At 43.6% G+C, this 15,568-nt stretch carries 16 protein-coding genes, 1 other RNA gene and 2 pseudogenes; 8 read left to right on the plus strand and 11 right to left on the minus strand.

Going from position 1 to position 15,568, the window contains the following annotated elements:
- The first annotated feature begins 13 nt into the window (after positions 1-13).
- Positions 14-1,657, plus strand: a complete 1,644-nt coding sequence (locus WFH18_RS04835; RefSeq protein WP_121979753.1) for a chemotaxis protein — start codon at positions 14-16, stop codon at positions 1,655-1,657.
- Positions 1,657-2,433: an NAD(+) diphosphatase gene (gene nudC, locus WFH18_RS04840; protein ID WP_121979754.1), complete on the plus strand. Its 777-nt coding sequence runs from the start codon at positions 1,657-1,659 to the stop codon at positions 2,431-2,433. The genes WFH18_RS04835 and nudC overlap by 1 nt, the downstream gene beginning before the upstream one ends.
- A 104-nt stretch (positions 2,434-2,537) precedes the next feature.
- Here the strand turns inward: nudC and WFH18_RS04845 are convergent, their stop codons facing one another.
- The 4 genes from WFH18_RS04845 to WFH18_RS04860 all read right to left on the minus strand — a co-directional run bounded on the left by WFH18_RS04845 (position 2,538) and on the right by WFH18_RS04860 (position 5,615).
- Positions 2,538-3,419: an alpha/beta hydrolase gene (locus WFH18_RS04845; protein WP_121979755.1), complete on the minus strand. Its 882-nt coding sequence runs from the start codon at positions 3,417-3,419 to the stop codon at positions 2,538-2,540.
- On the minus strand, positions 3,409-4,095 hold the full coding sequence (locus WFH18_RS04850) for a BON domain-containing protein (protein WP_121979756.1): 687 nt from the start codon (positions 4,093-4,095) through the stop codon (positions 3,409-3,411). Before WFH18_RS04850 ends, WFH18_RS04845 begins: the two co-directional genes overlap by 11 nt.
- A 132-nt stretch (positions 4,096-4,227) precedes the next feature.
- The gene (locus WFH18_RS04855; RefSeq protein WP_171521923.1) at positions 4,228-4,644 is read right to left on the minus strand and encodes a YraN family protein; all 417 of its coding nucleotides are present in this window, start codon (positions 4,642-4,644) and stop codon (positions 4,228-4,230) included.
- Between the two features lie 11 nt (positions 4,645-4,655).
- Complete coding sequence (locus WFH18_RS04860) at positions 4,656-5,615, minus strand: penicillin-binding protein activator (protein ID WP_121979757.1); 960 nt, start codon at positions 5,613-5,615, stop codon at positions 4,656-4,658.
- Positions 5,616-5,625: 10 nt separating this feature from the next.
- On the opposite strand from WFH18_RS04860, the gene rsmI reads away from it, so the two are divergent.
- Positions 5,626-6,468 carry a 16S rRNA (cytidine(1402)-2'-O)-methyltransferase gene (gene rsmI / locus WFH18_RS04865; protein ID WP_121979758.1) on the plus strand — a complete coding sequence of 281 codons (843 nt, stop codon included), beginning with the start codon at positions 5,626-5,628 and terminating at the stop codon, positions 6,466-6,468.
- A 91-nt stretch (positions 6,469-6,559) separates the two neighbouring features.
- Here the strand turns inward: rsmI and WFH18_RS04870 are convergent, their stop codons facing one another.
- The 7 genes from WFH18_RS04870 to WFH18_RS04900 form a co-directional block, all read right to left on the minus strand.
- Positions 6,560-6,814: a hypothetical protein gene (locus WFH18_RS04870; protein ID WP_005246889.1), complete on the minus strand. Its 255-nt coding sequence runs from the start codon at positions 6,812-6,814 to the stop codon at positions 6,560-6,562.
- 173 nt (positions 6,815-6,987) lie between these two features.
- On the minus strand, positions 6,988-8,235 hold the full coding sequence (locus tag WFH18_RS04875) for an FAD-dependent monooxygenase (RefSeq protein ID WP_121979759.1): 1,248 nt from the start codon (positions 8,233-8,235) through the stop codon (positions 6,988-6,990).
- Positions 8,232-9,440 (minus strand): 2-octaprenyl-6-methoxyphenyl hydroxylase, encoded by a 1,209-nt coding sequence (ubiH, locus tag WFH18_RS04880; protein ID WP_121979760.1) that lies wholly within the window; start codon positions 9,438-9,440, stop codon positions 8,232-8,234. The genes WFH18_RS04875 and ubiH overlap by 4 nt, the downstream gene beginning before the upstream one ends.
- Before the next feature lie 228 nt (positions 9,441-9,668).
- Complete coding sequence (locus tag WFH18_RS04885; RefSeq protein ID WP_121979761.1) at positions 9,669-10,601, minus strand: IS5 family transposase; 933 nt, start codon at positions 10,599-10,601, stop codon at positions 9,669-9,671.
- A 576-nt stretch (positions 10,602-11,177) separates the two neighbouring features.
- A complete protein-coding gene (locus tag WFH18_RS04890; RefSeq protein ID WP_005107468.1) occupies positions 11,178-11,417 on the minus strand; it encodes a DUF378 domain-containing protein in 240 nt (79 codons plus the stop codon).
- A 293-nt stretch (positions 11,418-11,710) separates the two neighbouring features.
- Positions 11,711-13,045: a Xaa-Pro aminopeptidase gene (gene pepP, locus WFH18_RS04895; protein WP_121979762.1), complete on the minus strand. Its 1,335-nt coding sequence runs from the start codon at positions 13,043-13,045 to the stop codon at positions 11,711-11,713.
- Positions 13,046-13,177: 132 nt separating this feature from the next.
- Positions 13,178-13,810, minus strand: coding sequence for a UPF0149 family protein (locus tag WFH18_RS04900; RefSeq protein WP_121979763.1), 633 nt, complete (start codon positions 13,808-13,810; stop codon positions 13,178-13,180).
- Positions 13,811-13,874: 64 nt separating this feature from the next.
- On the opposite strand from WFH18_RS04900, the gene WFH18_RS04905 reads away from it, so the two are divergent.
- From WFH18_RS04905 to WFH18_RS04925, 5 genes and pseudogenes are all read left to right on the plus strand, one after another.
- The gene (locus tag WFH18_RS04905) at positions 13,875-14,432 is read left to right on the plus strand and encodes a hypothetical protein (RefSeq protein ID WP_121979764.1); all 558 of its coding nucleotides are present in this window, start codon (positions 13,875-13,877) and stop codon (positions 14,430-14,432) included.
- Complete coding sequence (locus WFH18_RS04910) at positions 14,429-14,716, plus strand: cell division protein ZapA (protein ID WP_004279505.1); 288 nt, start codon at positions 14,429-14,431, stop codon at positions 14,714-14,716. Before WFH18_RS04905 ends, WFH18_RS04910 begins: the two co-directional genes overlap by 4 nt.
- A 97-nt stretch (positions 14,717-14,813) precedes the next feature.
- Positions 14,814-14,997: non-coding RNA, 6S RNA (ssrS, locus tag WFH18_RS04915), on the plus strand.
- 147 nt (positions 14,998-15,144) lie between these two features.
- Positions 15,145-15,318: pseudogene (locus WFH18_RS04920) on the plus strand (IS5/IS1182 family transposase); the annotation flags it as partial.
- Between the two features lie 94 nt (positions 15,319-15,412).
- Positions 15,413-15,568: pseudogene (locus WFH18_RS04925) on the plus strand (IS982 family transposase); the annotation flags it as partial.

Consider the following 15,568-nt stretch of genomic DNA (forward strand, 5'->3'; position numbering starts at 1 on the left):
AAAGGTGCAGATCATGTCTTACCAAACCTCTATACATTTTGATCCAACAGCTTTACTGATAATAAAAAATGAGGTTGATAACTCGATCAAGTTAGTCGAATCAGCAGTAAGCACCTTGGTAGAAGACCAGACTTTACCTTTTGGTATTGATGATGCATTAAATCAGTTCGAACAATGCGCCCAGGTTCTGGCACTCATCGACATGTCCAGTCTGGCAAAAGTCGCTCAATATTCAGCAGAACTGATGCGCAAGATTATGGGGAATCCGGCGCAGATCAATACTCAAGAAGTGATTGCCTTGAGTGAAGGCACCACCATGCTGAAACGCTATATCGAATTTATCTGCCTACGTGAAGTAAAAATTCCACAGTTTTTGCTGGATACCCTGAACCGTCTGGAACTGGCTTTGGGTAAACCGCTGACGACTGAAGGCCAGCATGTAGAATCGCTACTGGATTGCGTCACCCCTGATTTTGCACTGCCACAGGCACCAAGTCTGGAAAAATCCCAATATGTACATCGCCTGTATAAGCTGTCACTCAACAAGCTGATCAATCAGGAAGAAAGTGAACTGGATCTGCAAGCCATCAAACTGGTGGGGGCTTATCTGGCTGGACTTGCAGAACAACATGACAGCAAGCAGTACTGGAATCTGGTCTATGTCGCGTTAAACAATATTGATCACCTGCTGATTAATGAGCCACGTCTACGCACACTGGTGAGCATTGAGCGTAACATGGCACAGTATTTTAGCTCGGCAGACAGTTTCAAGGCTTCGCTGTCTGATCTGGCCAATGTGCTCAGCCTGTGTATCAGTCAGGAAGATGAAACTGCGCAATCTATCCGTAGCCAGCTCAATGTGGGCGATGACCTGCTGACCGATATGCAATTACAGGTATTCAGTCGCCATCTGTATGGCCCAGACTTTGAAACCATGCATACCATCAGCGAATTGGTGACCACGGAAATGGCACAGATTCGTAATGACATCGAGTTCAACTATCAGAATATGACGCCTGAAAAGACTCAGGAATTACAGGCTCAACTGAATAGTTTGGCCAATATCTTCAAGGTGTTGAACCTGAATGAAGCCTATCATGACCTGACCCGTCAGGCTGCTTCACTGAGCCAGCCCGAGATTATGCAGGATGCCAGCTTTGCCCAGCAGTTGATGAATGTCATTCTGTCTGCCATGAACTCGATTGGCGTACTGGAACGTCATCACACTTCGAGCCGCTTGCAGCTGCGCGTCAACAACATGAATATTTCTCTGGACCGTCTGGATGAAGCACACGCTGCTTTACTCACAGAAACCAAGGCCCTGATCGAGCTTTCTAGCCAGATTCTCAGCAATTACCTGCAAGATCATGACTTGACTGCCCTCGAACCTGTTCCTGTACAGTTTTGCGAGATTGGCGGCGCGATGCTGTTCCTGAATGCAGAACATGTTCGTACTGCGTTCACCACCACTGCAGCATTCATCAAGAACCGTATTGATCTGTCGATTGCATTAAGTCCGGAAGAAATTCATCGTGCTTTAGACACCCTGGCCAGTGCCGACATGATGATTGATAACTTAAAGAACAAACAGCCTGTATTACAGGCGATGTTTCAGGTAGCATTGGACAGTAGTGAGAAACTCAAAATAGTTGCCTAATGTCCAAATTATCACTTGCTTATATTTTTCAACAACAGCAACTGCTGGTCGATCAACACTTTCAACTTCCACGGGTTGAAGCCTTAGCAAGTGATTTGCTACTCCACACGGGTGATCAGGTGATTGCCCGTGATCTTCTTCCCGATGAGCCGATTCCTGCAGGCTTGCAACTAGTTCCCATCCGTCAGCTGTTACAGTTCTGGAATACCCAGCAATTCGAACAGGCCAGCCGCGCAGTACAACTTTTAGAATGGCGTCGTAACCATAAGTTCTGTAGTCATTGCGGTACAGCGACTGAAGCGCATGCTGTTGAATATGCCATGGTCTGCCCATCCTGCAACTACCGGCAATATCCACGGGTACAGCCTTGCGTTATTACCGTCATTACCCGAGGCAAAGACGAGATTTTACTGGCCAAAAACGCGCGCAATACCAAAAGTCAGATGTATGGCCTGATTGCCGGTTTCGTTGAAGTGGGTGAAACCCTAGAAGATGCAGTACGTCGTGAAACGCTGGAAGAAGTCGGTCTGCATCTCAAAAATATCCAGTATCTGGCCAGCCAGCCCTGGCCTTTCCCAAGTAACCTGATGATTGCCTTCAAGGCAGAATATGCTGGTGGTGAGCTACAGCTGCAGGAAGAAGAAATTAGCGATGCGCAATTCTTTAAATTCGATCAGCTGCCTAAAATTCCGTTTAAAGGCAGTATTGCACATGCCATGATCATGCATGTGACTCAAGGTATGCCAGTCGCAGACGACACCAAGACCTGGCTGTAAATCTGTATTTGAAAGATTTAGCTCAACGGCTTAAAAAAGAATCCAGTGGATGATCTCCCCTGGATTCTTTTTTATCTATTGCTTGGTTAAACCAAATATCAGTCTCAGGATTTAAATGCATCCTCGAGCGCCCAAAGCACCTGTGTCTTGGTCTGGAAAAAACGGCTAAACAAACTGGAGAGCGAACCCACGATCGTAATATGGCCAAGTTTTGGAATGTGAATCAAATGGCTATGATTACCCTTCTCTTTCAGTACGCGGTCCAAATCCTGACTATTGAAATGCCCGACAATCTTGTCTTTTTCGGCAATAAACAGATAATGCCGGGTTGAGCTATTTCTAACAAAATAATAAGGCATCACCTGCTGATAAGGCACCGCCTGATCAAACGCACCTGCACAGATCGGATCATTTTTATAATCAAAATGATAAGGTCCTGCCAGACCAATAATCGCTCGGATTTGACTATGATCGATAGTGGCAGATTGCGGATGATACAAGGCAGACATCACATTGAATGCGCCGGCAGAATGTCCCATCAAGACCAGATTTTCAGCACAGATCTGCAACTGCTCAGCCGATTGCTGCAAATGATTTAGCAACAAATGCAGATCATGAATATAGGTCGGGAAAATATGCTGTGGCGCCAGATGGTAATTCATCACCACCACATCATAGCCTTCTCTAGCAAAGGACTCGCCAATAAACTGGTAATCCTTTTTATCGCCATGCAACCAGGCGCCGCCATGCACAAAAACAATGAGTGGGCGATGTAGCAAAGGCTGCTGACTGCGGAACAGGTCAAAGCGTTGCCGGGATTTCAGCCCATAAGCCAATTGGGTTTCAACAGTATAGCCCTGTTTCGGAGTTAAACGATTCAGCGCATAACTGCCAAAATCGTATAATCTGAAATCTTGATACTGTTGCTGCAACTGAAGAATACGATGTGACAGTTGGGTTTTAAACTGGCCGACCTTATGATTCATTGGTCGGTTCAACCGTATCAGGATCAATAGCTACTGGTGTCTGTTCAATAGCTGGCTGTGCATACGCTGGTGCAGCAAAATTCTGATTGTTCAGATTTGCAGACTGTTCAATATTATCGATCAAGGTCACGATTTTAGTGACATTGCCGACCTGTTGTAAAACCTGATTCAGGTCTGCAATCTCGGCACTATTTAAACGCCCCATCACATACAGGACGCCATCTTCCGTATGCACATGGACTTTACTGTCCGAAACGACTGTGGCTTTCATGATCAGGCCACGGGTATTTGCAGTCACCGCGGTATCCTGCATGATGGTGCTATAACTGATCTGATTACCCACAGTGATAAAATTATGCACGGCCTTAACATCACTCATTGATTTGACGTTGTCTTCAGCCAATTGTTTTAAGTGTGCATCCGGCACCTGACCGGTCAGCAAGACATTGCCATGAAAACTTTCAATATTGACCCGGGCCTGTTTGAAGCGCGAATCCAGTTTATAAAGATTAATTTTTGCAGTACGGACAATCGAGGAATCAATAAATACCTGCCCCAAAGTACGCGCCCCACTTTCTGTTCCTACAGGAGCCGTACCGGTGCCGCTGGAAATAAAACTGGCACAACCAGATAAACTTGCGACACACAGCATTGTTATTGCAATACGCTTAACCACTCAGCAAGACTCCTTCATTTTATTACGTCTTTTTCAATCTAATCATCTGTTTCATGCTCAGATCATGTCAATTCTGCTTGAACTTTACAATGATCTGGAAGCAAATATAAGCATCTTTAGACCTTATTTTGTTCAAAGGTTAATAAACTCTTGATCAAAAGTAAAAGCATTTTCAATCCACTGCAGATCATAAGGGTATTGCGAAAAGTCATGCTGTATGGTTTTTGCAAATTGCTGTTTAAAATCAAAACAAATCACATCAAAACGATAGTAATAGTGTGCAAATTGTGGATTTTTTTGGATAAAACACATCGCGGTCTTGAGCATCTTGGCCTGTTTCGCTCTGGAAACAGATTCGATCGCTTGGGCATATCGTGTTAATGCACGGGCTTTGACCTCAACAAAGACCAGCTCCAGCTCTCGCACCAGAATCAGATCCAGCTCGCCATAACGACTGTGATAATTGCTTGCCAGCAGCTGAAAGCCCTGTTGCTGCATGACCTGAGCCGCTTGCTGCTCTGCCCATGCACCTAATTGCTGTCGCATCATTCACCCATCTCTCACAGTAGCTTGACGCCTGTGCCGCTATATTGAAAACACTGTGGACTACGCTGAATACTGTGGTCCGTGATTTCAATCCGGCCAGTTCTACCCTGAAATTCAATATGCTGCAAACGCGGTTGGGATAAATATTGCTGGGTAATTTGCCAGGCATCCCCCCCGAAGGCAATCAGCCGCTGATAGGACAGATTGACCGGTTCTTTGGCATAGGCCTGTAGCACATCCGGCCAGTCCGCCAGATAAAGCACTGGCACATCACAGAACTTGATCCCTTGTGGCGGTATATGCTGTTCGCTGATTGCATTGGCCACGGTATACATCCTTTTACGGCTTAATTCTGGAATGGCAGCCAGCCCCTCGGCATTACCAAGGAATAAAAGTCCCTGCTTGGGCATTAAAAAAATTGGCGCCTTGTTCACGATTTTAAAATTCAGATCACTCTGGCTGAGCAAGGACATCAGCAACAATTCATGCTCGGCTTCACTGCCCGGCTGACGTAAAATCAGCAGCTGTTGAATCCCGTCTTTCAACAAGAGGGTTTTTAAGGCAGCGGCATCTTCTTTTTTGGACAGGCTGAATTGCCAGACTTGGGGGGATGATCCTGCTACATCATTCAGGCTGAGGGTACGTACTTTAGGTTTGCTCTTGAGTAGTTGTTCCACATCGCTACGTGCCAATGGACCCACCACCATTTTGGTCTTTTTATTGACATGCTGTTTCAGTAGCTGGGAGATATTTTTCTGATTAGAATTGACCCATTTTAATGGGACTTTCTGCCCGGAAGTCGCATAGGCACTGAGAAATCCCTGTTTGATACTCGATGCAGCTCGCGCCAAAGGCCCGGATTCGGGTAGAATGATCAGCACTTCTGCTTGTACACTGCTGATGTAGCTGACTAAACACAAGCCCAATATTTTATTTTTAATCTTCCATTTCTTATTATTCAATTTATTCCACATGGAGAAACCTATGAGTGCTCAGTTATTTGTTGTTGCGACTCCAATCGGGCACTTAGATGATATTAGTTATCGTGCAATTCAAGTATTGAAGTCGGTGAGTCTTATTGCTGCTGAGGATACACGAACTTCCGCACAGTTGCTCAAACACTTTAATATTCAAACACCTTTGACTGCCTGTCATGAACATAATGAGAGCAACAAGATTGACCAGCTGATCCAGCGTCTGCTCGATGGCGAAGATATGGCCCTGATCAGTGATGCCGGCACTCCCCTGATTAGTGACCCTGGCTTTAAATTTGTCCGGGCGGCTCAAGCGCATAATATCCGTGTGATTCCTGTACCCGGTGCTTGTGCTGCAATTGCGGCCTTAAGTGCAGTGGGCCTGCCAAGTGACCGTTTCAGTTTTGAGGGTTTTCTGCCATCTAGACAAAGTCAGCGTCTGCTGAATCTGGAAAAACTGAAAGATGAAACACAGACCTTGATTTTCTATGAAGCCCCACATCGAATTCTGGATTGCGTTAAAGATATGGCAAGCGTGTTTGGTGCAGATCGTCCTGTCGGTTTTGCACGGGAAATTACCAAGACTTTTGAAACCATCAAAAAAATGACCTTGGGTGAGCTGGTCGAATTCATTAGCAATGATCACAATCAGCAAAAAGGCGAAATTGTTCTGGTGATTGGCGGTGCTACCGAAGAAAAAGATCTGGATCAGGAAAAGCTGGATAAATTATTGAACCGCTTATTGCAGGATCTATCCGTTAAAGCAGCATCACAACTGGCAGCAGATCTGACCGGAATCAAAAAGAAAATCGCTTATCAACGTGCTTTAGAATTGACTTCGGCAAACGATTAATTGCTGTAGATATTTCTATCTCGTTTTGATTTGCAAAAAAAACACCACAATTGATGTGGTGTTTTTTATAAGAGGCAAGTTAATCGATAACTTATTCTTTGGCTACTGATTCATCTGCCGGGACTTCAACAATACGACCACCATTGGCAAGGAAAGCCGCAATTTCGTCTTCAAGCGCCTGACGTTTCTTTAACTTTGCAGTGACGGTCAAGGTTTCAGCTTCTGCAAGATCGGTATCATTCACGACCTCTGTGCTATCTGCTGCGCCTTTTTCAGCTGCTTTTGCTTCATCATCGTCAACGATTGAATCTTCAACGTCGTCATCATAATCATTCATGTCTGTCATTTGCATCTCCCCAAAAATGGCGCTTGCTTGGTATTCCAAGCCAGGTGTCGAATTAAGTGAAATTTAGCAATCTCTTTGGGCTTCGCCTAGTACCAAACATCAAAAAATCGTATCTTTTTTAAACAAAATCGTTACTCTTTATTGGTGTTTGTTTAAAAAATTTACATTCTGTCTTAAGCTGCGTAGCGTGTGTCTTTAAGTAAACTCAGACCGTTGGCCTGCGCCATAAATGCATCTTTCAACATGGGTTGATTTTCTACCTGTTTCAGGCCGAAATTGCGTGCCCAAACCATCGGGAAAAATGAAGTCGTTTCCATCCAGCCAATCGCAGACATGCTGTGCATCATGGCATCATTCTGGCCCTTACGGCGATGCTCATAGCGTTTCAGGGTCTGCTCATGTGCCCATACGCCACGCGCCTGATCATGCAACAAAACATCACAAAGTACCGCAGCATCCAGACAGCCAATATTCACCCCTTGACCTGCCAGCGGATGAATCACATGTGCGGCATCTCCAATCAAGGCTAAACCGTCTTGAATATATTGTTGGGCAGCACGGGCTTTTAAGGGGAAAGTGGCACGTGGTGTCGCCTCTAAGACTTCACCCAGCATATGCTGGCTTTCACGAGTCAAGAGTTGAGTAAATTCAGCATCTGACAACGCTGCATATTCTTCGGCATAATCCTCTGGCAAAGTCCAGACAATCGATTGCCAACGTCCCTGCTCTTCCGGATTAAGGCTGGCCATGGGTAAAAAAGCCAAAGGGCCGGTTTCGAGAAAAATCTGACGCGCCATATGCTGATGAGGCTGTGCAGTTTTAATCGCACAACTGATGCCTGCCTGTTTATAGTCCAGTACATCAATATCGATGAAAGCTTGCTCACGTACAAAGGAGTTTGCACCATCTGCGCCAATGACCAGCTTGGTTTTCAGCTGACTACCATCGGCCAGATGAATAATCCACACACCGACACCACGTTCAACACGGCTGACTTTGACTTGTGTTCTATAATCTTGAACATTTTCCAGCATCTTTTGCTGAATGGCCAGATTCAGAATGCTTGGCTCCACCATTGAACCCAAGGCGTGTTCTACTGAAGGTGTTTTTTCTGAAGGCTGGCCAAAATTAATTCCACCATAGCCATTTTTATTCCACACCTGCATACCAGTATAAGGTTGCTGCCGTGCCAGGTTTTCCCAGACACCCACCGTTTTTAACAGGTGAATGGTTGCTTGACTTAAAGCCAGCACACGCGGATTCGCCACACTCAAGGTTTTATCTGCATCCAGAATTGGTGCTGCATCCAGAACTGTAGGCTGTACGCCACCTTGAGCTAACAGAAGCGCTGTAAGTCCACCTACCAACCCACCGCCAATAATGACGACATCTAATATTTCGTTAGTTTGATTTAAGCTCATGTTTTTAACCCCATGGCATAATTTGCAACGAGTGGCTTGATGCCTGGAATCGTATCAAAAGCGATTAAACCCGTATTACGCATCAGCTTTAAAAATGGATTCTGGTTACTAAAGCCACGCACCACTGAATCACAGAACTTAATCACACGCTGCTGGTCACTGAGACGGGATTTCTCATAGTCTTGTAATATTGCAGCATCGCCCAAGTCTTCGCCTTGTGCTTGCTGCTCTTTCAGGTAACGTACCAACACATGCGCATCACGCATACACAGGTTAAAACCCTGACCAGCGACCGGATGAATCGTATGTGCTGCATTGCCCATCAACACGACACGACCAACAGCCTGCTTTTCGGCTAACACTTGAGACAATGGAAAACTGAACCGTTTTCCGGTTTTCTGGAATTTTCCGGCACGATCGCCATACGTTTCCTGCAAGGCATCCAGAAAATGCTGGTCATTTTCATCCCCCAACCATTCTCCTTCAGTACCTTTTTTCACAGGCCAGACCACGGAACGACGATACTCACCCGGTAAAGGCAAAAGGGCCAAAGGGCCCAGATGGCTGAAACGCTCAAAACCAACATGACCATGTTGCTTCGAAGTTTGCACTGTGGTCACAATTGCAACTTGGTCATAATCGTGTTCTGACGCACCAATACCCAAGGCCTTACGACAGAAAGAATCACGGCCATCGGCTGCGATAACCAGTTTGGACTGTAATTTTAGTGACGATTCACCACGCTGAGCTTCGATATAAGCAAAGTCTGTATCTTGGATAAGGGATGTCACCTGAACACCATCAATCAGTTCAATCAATGGCTCTTTTTTCACTTGGGTCAGCAGTACACGACCAAGCCAGGCATTTTCAATGACCTGACCAAAGCTTTCGACTTTTTCCTGCTCGGCTTTCAATCGCGCCTTACCAAAACTGCCCTGTTCGGTAATATTCACTTCCAGAATTGGGGTAGCATGTTCTTGCAAGGCATTCCAAAGTCCAAGCTCCTGATAGATTTGTACGCTACGGCGTGACAAGGCACTGTTACGTGCATCAAAACTGGAATGATATGGCGCAAGATTTTTATCATCATAATCTGGATATTTGATGGCTTCCAAAAGTTTGACTGCAATATTGGTTTTCGCCAACATTAATGCGAGGCTTAAGCCCACCATCCCACCACCGACAATGATGACTTCTTGTTGCATGCTGTAATCCTTTCAATGTCGTATCTATGCAGATAGATACTTATAATCATGATGGATTTTATATTACATCATGACTCGAGATTTTGACATTGTGATGCATGCTGTTGTTGTAGCTTGTTTTGACCTCAATGTCCTGCTATCTGACAGACCAGACAGAGGCTGAAATGCATCACTACGGCTTTGTTGCATAAACATTCAAAAGCTGAGTTTTCCCTAATCCATTCAAATTTAAGTGACAACTTGGGTGTGAGGTCTACCTAATTCCGTAAATCTATTCAGAACCGCCACACGCGCATGAACTTCATTGACCTGACTTTGAAAATGTCTTGCCGTCAGCTTATCTCCTAATAATTTGATGCAATTCATCTTGGTTTCCACCAAACTGCGACGGTGATAGCCCGACCATTTTTTCCATAGGGTTCTGCCTAAATGCTTAACCGTTTGAAGTAACTCATTTCGTTCTATTGAACTGATTTTAGAATCTTTCCAGGGCTTGGCATTCTTCCTGGGTGGAATTACTGCATGTGCTTGACGATCTGAAATCACTTGTCTGCAGCACTTCGTGTCGTACGCCCCATCGGTATAGACAGAATCTATTCGCTCATTTGGTGGGATTTGATCCAGTAAATCACCTAGTACTTGTGAATCACTGACATTATTTGTCGTAAGCTGAACGGCACGTATTTGCAGTGTTTCAGCATCTATACCAATATGCAGTTTACGCCATTGCCGACGGTATTCAGGCTGATGTTTCTTACGCTTCCATTCACCTTCACCTAAAAATTTTAAACCCGTAGAGTCGACGAGTAGGTGTAACCCATCACGACTTTTCTGATAGCTTATCGCAATATCAATATGCTTTTGTCGTCTACAGAGGGTGGAGTAATCTGGTGCTGTCCAATTCAAGCCACAGAGTTTAATCAGGCTTTGAGCAAAGCCAGTGACCATACGTAAAGAAAGACGGAATAGAGATTTGATCATTAAACAGCATTGAATCGCTGTATCGGAATAAGTTTGATTTCGTCCGTGCTTGCCTTGTGGTTGTGCATACCATTGGGTCTTAGGATCAAACCAGATTGAAATATTTCCTCGCTTGATTAAAGCTTGGTTATACGAGGACCAATTGGTTGTACGGTAGATTTTAGGTGCAGGCTTCTTCATCTGGAAATTATATTGCTGAAGAAGCCCTCAAGAATAGCTTTGTGCAACAAAGCCACTCGGCCTTAAAAAACGAAATATTGTAATTTCATTTGGCACTTATACGATTCAATCGCAAACTTAGTCAAATTGGTATAACTCGATCTGCTCGCTTCGCACAATTTTTAATACATACTGATGCTGGTAAATCCTGAATGATAAAATTGTGAATCAAGCCATTTATAAATGAGCTGATATTCACTTTCAGTAGCAGGAGTCCCATTTACAATCACTATTATTTTCTTATTTTGAGAGAGTTATATAAATATAACTCGATTTTTTAGCTCACAGATATTTTTCAGAAAAAATTTATCCCACCCTGTGCAACCTAATCTTATTTGTATGATAGTGATCATTAATCTTTAACTAGGCATTGTTGTAGATCTGAGGATGATTCTATTAATAATGTATAAACACCTATATAAAAAACCCCGGAAATCTACCGAGGTTTCTTTATCTTCCACACTATTTCTATCCTCTCGACAAGCTACTCGAAGACATGAATCCTATCTTGCAAGAAACTCGCGCAGGAGGATTAGCTTAACGTACAATATTAGTATGATGATCTGTATGGTGTACTGTTTTACCCAACTTCGTTCCTGTATAAATCAGGTACAATGCCGACAAACCAACCAATACATAAATAATTCGAGATAAGGCGCTCATATCACCAAAGATCGCAGCGACCAAATTAAAATCGAATGCACCAATTAAACCCCAATTGATGCCACCAATGATTGTTAAAGCATAAGCAATCCAGTCAATCGTATTTAATCTCATAAGTGTTCTCCTACTCTTATTTAAGTTTATTTAAGGATCAGAGAAAGTATGAGAATCTCAGCGCATTTAATATGTAGCTTTGATGCTAAAAACGGATTTTCTGTGTTGACTTCCTGTCAATTTTTAAGCTGTAAATTTTACTTAGGTTAGTTTTATTTGACTTGTTCGATATAAACGTAAGCTAAATTACTTTTTGATAGATGCAAAATAGCTAGGAATTCTTGTTTAAAATGGCATAGAAATGTCATAAAAAAAGCCGATCTCGCGACCGGCTTTCTGTATTTTTTCTCAAATTAAGCAGCGCGCGCTTTCGCCATCAATGCTTCAATCTCTTCCACCGTTTTGACGACTTTTGCAGTTAAAACCAGCGGACCCTTTGCAGTGGCCACCACATCATCTTCAATCCGGATGCCAATTCCACGCCATTTGGCATCCACTGTTTCATCATCAGGCGCGATGTAAAGACCTGGCTCAACGGTCACGACCATACCCTCTTCATACGATCGCCATTCACCGTCCACCTTATAAGCACCGACATCATGTACATCCATACCGAGCCAATGTCCCGTACCATGCATGTAGAACTGACGGAAAGCTTCTTTTTCTATAATCTCGTCGATATTACCCTGCATCAAGCCAAGATCGAGCAAACCCTGCACCAGGATGCGCACCGCAACATTGTGCGGTTTTTTATACGAGTTACCAATTTGCACAGCATTGATCGCAGCGATTTGAGCATCCAGCACTACGTTATATAAGGCTTTCTGTTCCGGGCTGAATTTACCATTCACCGGAAAGGTACGGGTAATGTCTGAAGCATAGAACTGATATTCAGCCGCAGCATCAATCAGGACCAAATCGCCATCTTTCAGTTCTTTATCATTTTCTACATAATGCAGGATGCAGGCATTCTCACCGCCACCGACAATACTATTATAGGCTGGAACACCGCCATTTTTGCCAAAGATATAATTCAGCTCGGCTTCCAGCGCATATTCCATCATGCCTGGACGTACTGCTAGCATCGCCTGAGTATGCGCATCAGCAGAAATATCCGAAGCAATCTGCATCAGTTCAATTTCATTTGCATCTTTATGCAGACGCATTTCATCGACAATACGGTCCAGCTGAATTACTTGCGCAGGTGCAGAAGTACCACGACGGCTTTCACCACTTGCAGTTGCAATCCATTTGGCGACACGCGCATCAAATTCTGCATACTGTCCAATGCGATAAAATAACTGATCTTTATTTTGTAACTTTTCCAGAATTTCTTCATCCAGCAGATCAATCGCATAGGCTTCATCTGCATCATAATCCTGAATAGCCCCGTCAATACCCGCGCGGTAGCCGTTCCAGATTTCCATTTCCCGGTTACGTTCCCGACAGAACAAACTGTAGCTATAGCCTTCTTCTTCAGTGTCAAAGGTTTCAATCACAGCCACAGCTTCAGGTTCCGCGAATCCGGTTAAATAGAAGAAACTACTGTCTGCGCGGTATTTATAATCTGCATCACGGTTACGCATGGCTACCGGACTGGTCGCGATAATGGCGATACTGCGTAAACCGATTTCCCCTGCGAGGATTGCGCGACGTTCCTCAAAAACTGCCTGTGTCAATTTCTTCATTACACCTTACTTCTTATCGATCGATACTTGTATTTAGAATATAGTCTTGAAATCAGACTATAGATTTCACTATAAAAAACAGCAAAATATATGCCTGATTTCAAGCAGGTGATGGTTCACCTCAGCATTTCATCAGCTTGGACGTTTAGGCGAGAAAATCTCGACCACACTTTGTGCTTCTGTAGCAGCGGCTTTAGGCTGATTTTTTTGACTAAATTGCTGTAAGAGTGGTGTTTCTTCAACTTCTACCTTTTTACGCCCTAAAGACAGGCTGACAGGAATCAGGCGCACAAATTCGTACAATTCCTGATAGCTTTCTTCACCTTCAGCATCATCGTCCGAGTCTTCAAATTCAACTGCGGCTACATCTTGTAAATGTTCAATCAGTTCAACTTCATCCTGACGGATATGTCCTGAAGCCAGTCCGAAACCTAAGACCACGCCGGCACACCAGTCTGCCAGAGCCTGTACGCGTTCTGAAAGCACATGCTCATCATCAGGCAGCAAAGGTAAATAATCCAGCTCATCTTCAGACAATGCATGGAACACATCTTCAGCTTCGCCCGTTAATAACTCTAATGCTTCGGCATCCAGTTCAGGTACATCCAGTGTTTCTAAAATCTGTAACCACTCTTCACTGCTTGGCGCCTGGGTGACACACACAATGCCCGTGAGCAAACCATGTAGTTCGCTAGGGCTAGAAATTTCCTCAATTGAAGAAAAATTGCGGTGCCATTCGGTCCAACCTGAAATATCGTCTTGCATTCGTTTATCCAATCTTTATACTGCTTATATATTACCTTTGTTTGCAACACTGTGCGACCTCGATATGTTAGAAGAATTACAGCGTCTACAAGTGCAGATCGGCGTGTTAAAAACGCGACTTGCACGGCTTGAAAGTGAAAATTCCAGTTTGCGCGAAGAGCAAGACTCTTCAATGATTCAACATCAACAGCAAATTGAACAAAAAAACAGCGTGATTGCGCAAAAACAACAAGAAAATGAAAATCTGACAGAACAATTGACGGATTCTCGTGCCCAATTTCAACTGCTCAATAATGATGCAACTGCACTGGCAGATCGTTATGGTCGTCTAGAAAAAAGCTGTACCGATCTGAAAAATCGTTTTCAGGAAATTCTGGCTGAACGAAATGAGCTTCGTGTAGTTAAGGAAAAGATGATCCTTGAACAGCGTCATGCCCAGCAGGAAATTCAGCGTCTGACTCAGGAATCTGAACGTTTAACCCAGAAAAATGAAAATGCCAAAGCCAAGGTTGAAGCGATTATTCAACGTTTGGCGATTCTCGGTACTGCGCAGGATCATCACGCACAGGAAATTCAACAACTGGCCCATCCGACTGAAGCGACTGAGGAAGCCTCATCATGAGTGAACAAATTGCAATTGATCTCAGAGTATTGGGGCATAGTTTCCGTTTGGCCTCTACTCCTGACAAGCAGGAAGAATTAGAACGCGCAGCACAATTATTAAATGACAAATATGATGAATTTCGCCGTAAAGCGCCACGCATGGAACCGAGTAAGCTGATTATTATGGTGGCACTTGAGCTGATGCAGGAGGTTTTGAATATGAACAGATCACTGCAACAATATGCGCATTGCGAGCGTTTGTTACAAACTATTTTAGAAGAAGTTGAAGAACTGACTGAATAATCTCGAATTCTGTTTAAACTTCGGACATTCGACCGAACTGTTTACAGTTCATGAACAGCATAGAGTTGCCACACCGGGATTATTGTTTATAATTAACTTAACTCTGAGGTGTTCGCCAGCGGGTCTATTCCCCTGCCGATACTAACACTTATGGGTGTGTTCTGTATATTTAGAGTGTATGCCCATCTCCGTATGGGAAACCCAGCAAGTATACGTCGCATCCTCCTTGAACTCATCGGGTTCAGGGTAACGACACATGCAGCGGCATCTTCGGAGTACTTCAATTTCTTTTTCAAAATATAATTATAATTTTTCCCGAATTTCCTCTTATTTTAATTTTGTAGTATTTCTCTCGAACATTCCTCTAGATTCATTTTATCAATATATTAGATCTCTTGCGAAAGTAAAAAATTGTTTATACTAGCCCCATGAAATATGAAAATTTAACTCGATTTAATGATGGGGAATTTAAACGACTCGTTGGAGTTCCTCGTCCATTATTCTTAAAAATGGTATCGGTGTTACAACACGCTGAACTTGCCAAGAAAAAATCTGGAAGGCCGCATTCTTTGTGTTTAGAGGATCAATTATTGTTAACTCTAACCTGAGTTCGACATAAAAAATAAATAAAAAAAAGCCTTAGCATCTGTAATATCTTGGTTACGAAGACAAAACATTTCAGAGCAAGGCTTTTTCATGGACTATATTACCGAATTATTTTGTATCTTGGATGATTTCTGCAAAAAGTTTAATGAATCTTTAGAGAAAGCTCTAATTTCTGATCAAAAAACAACAATGAAAAAGTCAGCTTTAAGCTTGTCTGAAGTCATGACCATTGTCATTTTATTTCAT

This window comes from Acinetobacter sp. USHLN143 (assembly GCF_037145695.1).
Classification (GTDB): Bacteria; Pseudomonadota; Gammaproteobacteria; order Pseudomonadales; family Moraxellaceae; genus Acinetobacter; species Acinetobacter fasciculus.

Coding starts and splice junctions, on each gene's coding strand:
- WFH18_RS04835 (WP_121979753.1), top strand. CDS start 14: ATGTCTTACCAAACCTCTATACATTTTGATCCAACAGCTTTACTGATA.
- nudC (WP_121979754.1), top strand. CDS start 1,657: ATGTCCAAATTATCACTTGCTTATATTTTTCAACAACAGCAACTGCTG.
- WFH18_RS04845 (WP_121979755.1), bottom strand. CDS start 3,419: ATGAATCATAAGGTCGGCCAGTTTAAAACCCAACTGTCACATCGTATT.
- WFH18_RS04855 (WP_171521923.1), bottom strand. CDS start 4,644: ATGATGCGACAGCAATTAGGTGCATGGGCAGAGCAGCAAGCGGCTCAG.
- WFH18_RS04860 (WP_121979757.1), bottom strand. CDS start 5,615: ATGTGGAATAAATTGAATAATAAGAAATGGAAGATTAAAAATAAAATA.
- rsmI (WP_121979758.1), top strand. CDS start 5,626: ATGAGTGCTCAGTTATTTGTTGTTGCGACTCCAATCGGGCACTTAGAT.
- WFH18_RS04870 (WP_005246889.1), bottom strand. CDS start 6,814: ATGACAGACATGAATGATTATGATGACGACGTTGAAGATTCAATCGTT.
- WFH18_RS04875 (WP_121979759.1), bottom strand. CDS start 8,235: ATGAGCTTAAATCAAACTAACGAAATATTAGATGTCGTCATTATTGGC.
- ubiH (WP_121979760.1), bottom strand. CDS start 9,440: ATGCAACAAGAAGTCATCATTGTCGGTGGTGGGATGGTGGGCTTAAGC.
- WFH18_RS04885 (WP_121979761.1), bottom strand. CDS start 10,601: ATGAAGAAGCCTGCACCTAAAATCTACCGTACAACCAATTGGTCCTCG.
- WFH18_RS04890 (WP_005107468.1), bottom strand. CDS start 11,417: ATGAGATTAAATACGATTGACTGGATTGCTTATGCTTTAACAATCATT.
- pepP (WP_121979762.1), bottom strand. CDS start 13,045: ATGAAGAAATTGACACAGGCAGTTTTTGAGGAACGTCGCGCAATCCTC.
- WFH18_RS04900 (WP_121979763.1), bottom strand. CDS start 13,810: ATGCAAGACGATATTTCAGGTTGGACCGAATGGCACCGCAATTTTTCT.
- WFH18_RS04905 (WP_121979764.1), top strand. CDS start 13,875: ATGTTAGAAGAATTACAGCGTCTACAAGTGCAGATCGGCGTGTTAAAA.
- WFH18_RS04910 (WP_004279505.1), top strand. CDS start 14,429: ATGAGTGAACAAATTGCAATTGATCTCAGAGTATTGGGGCATAGTTTC.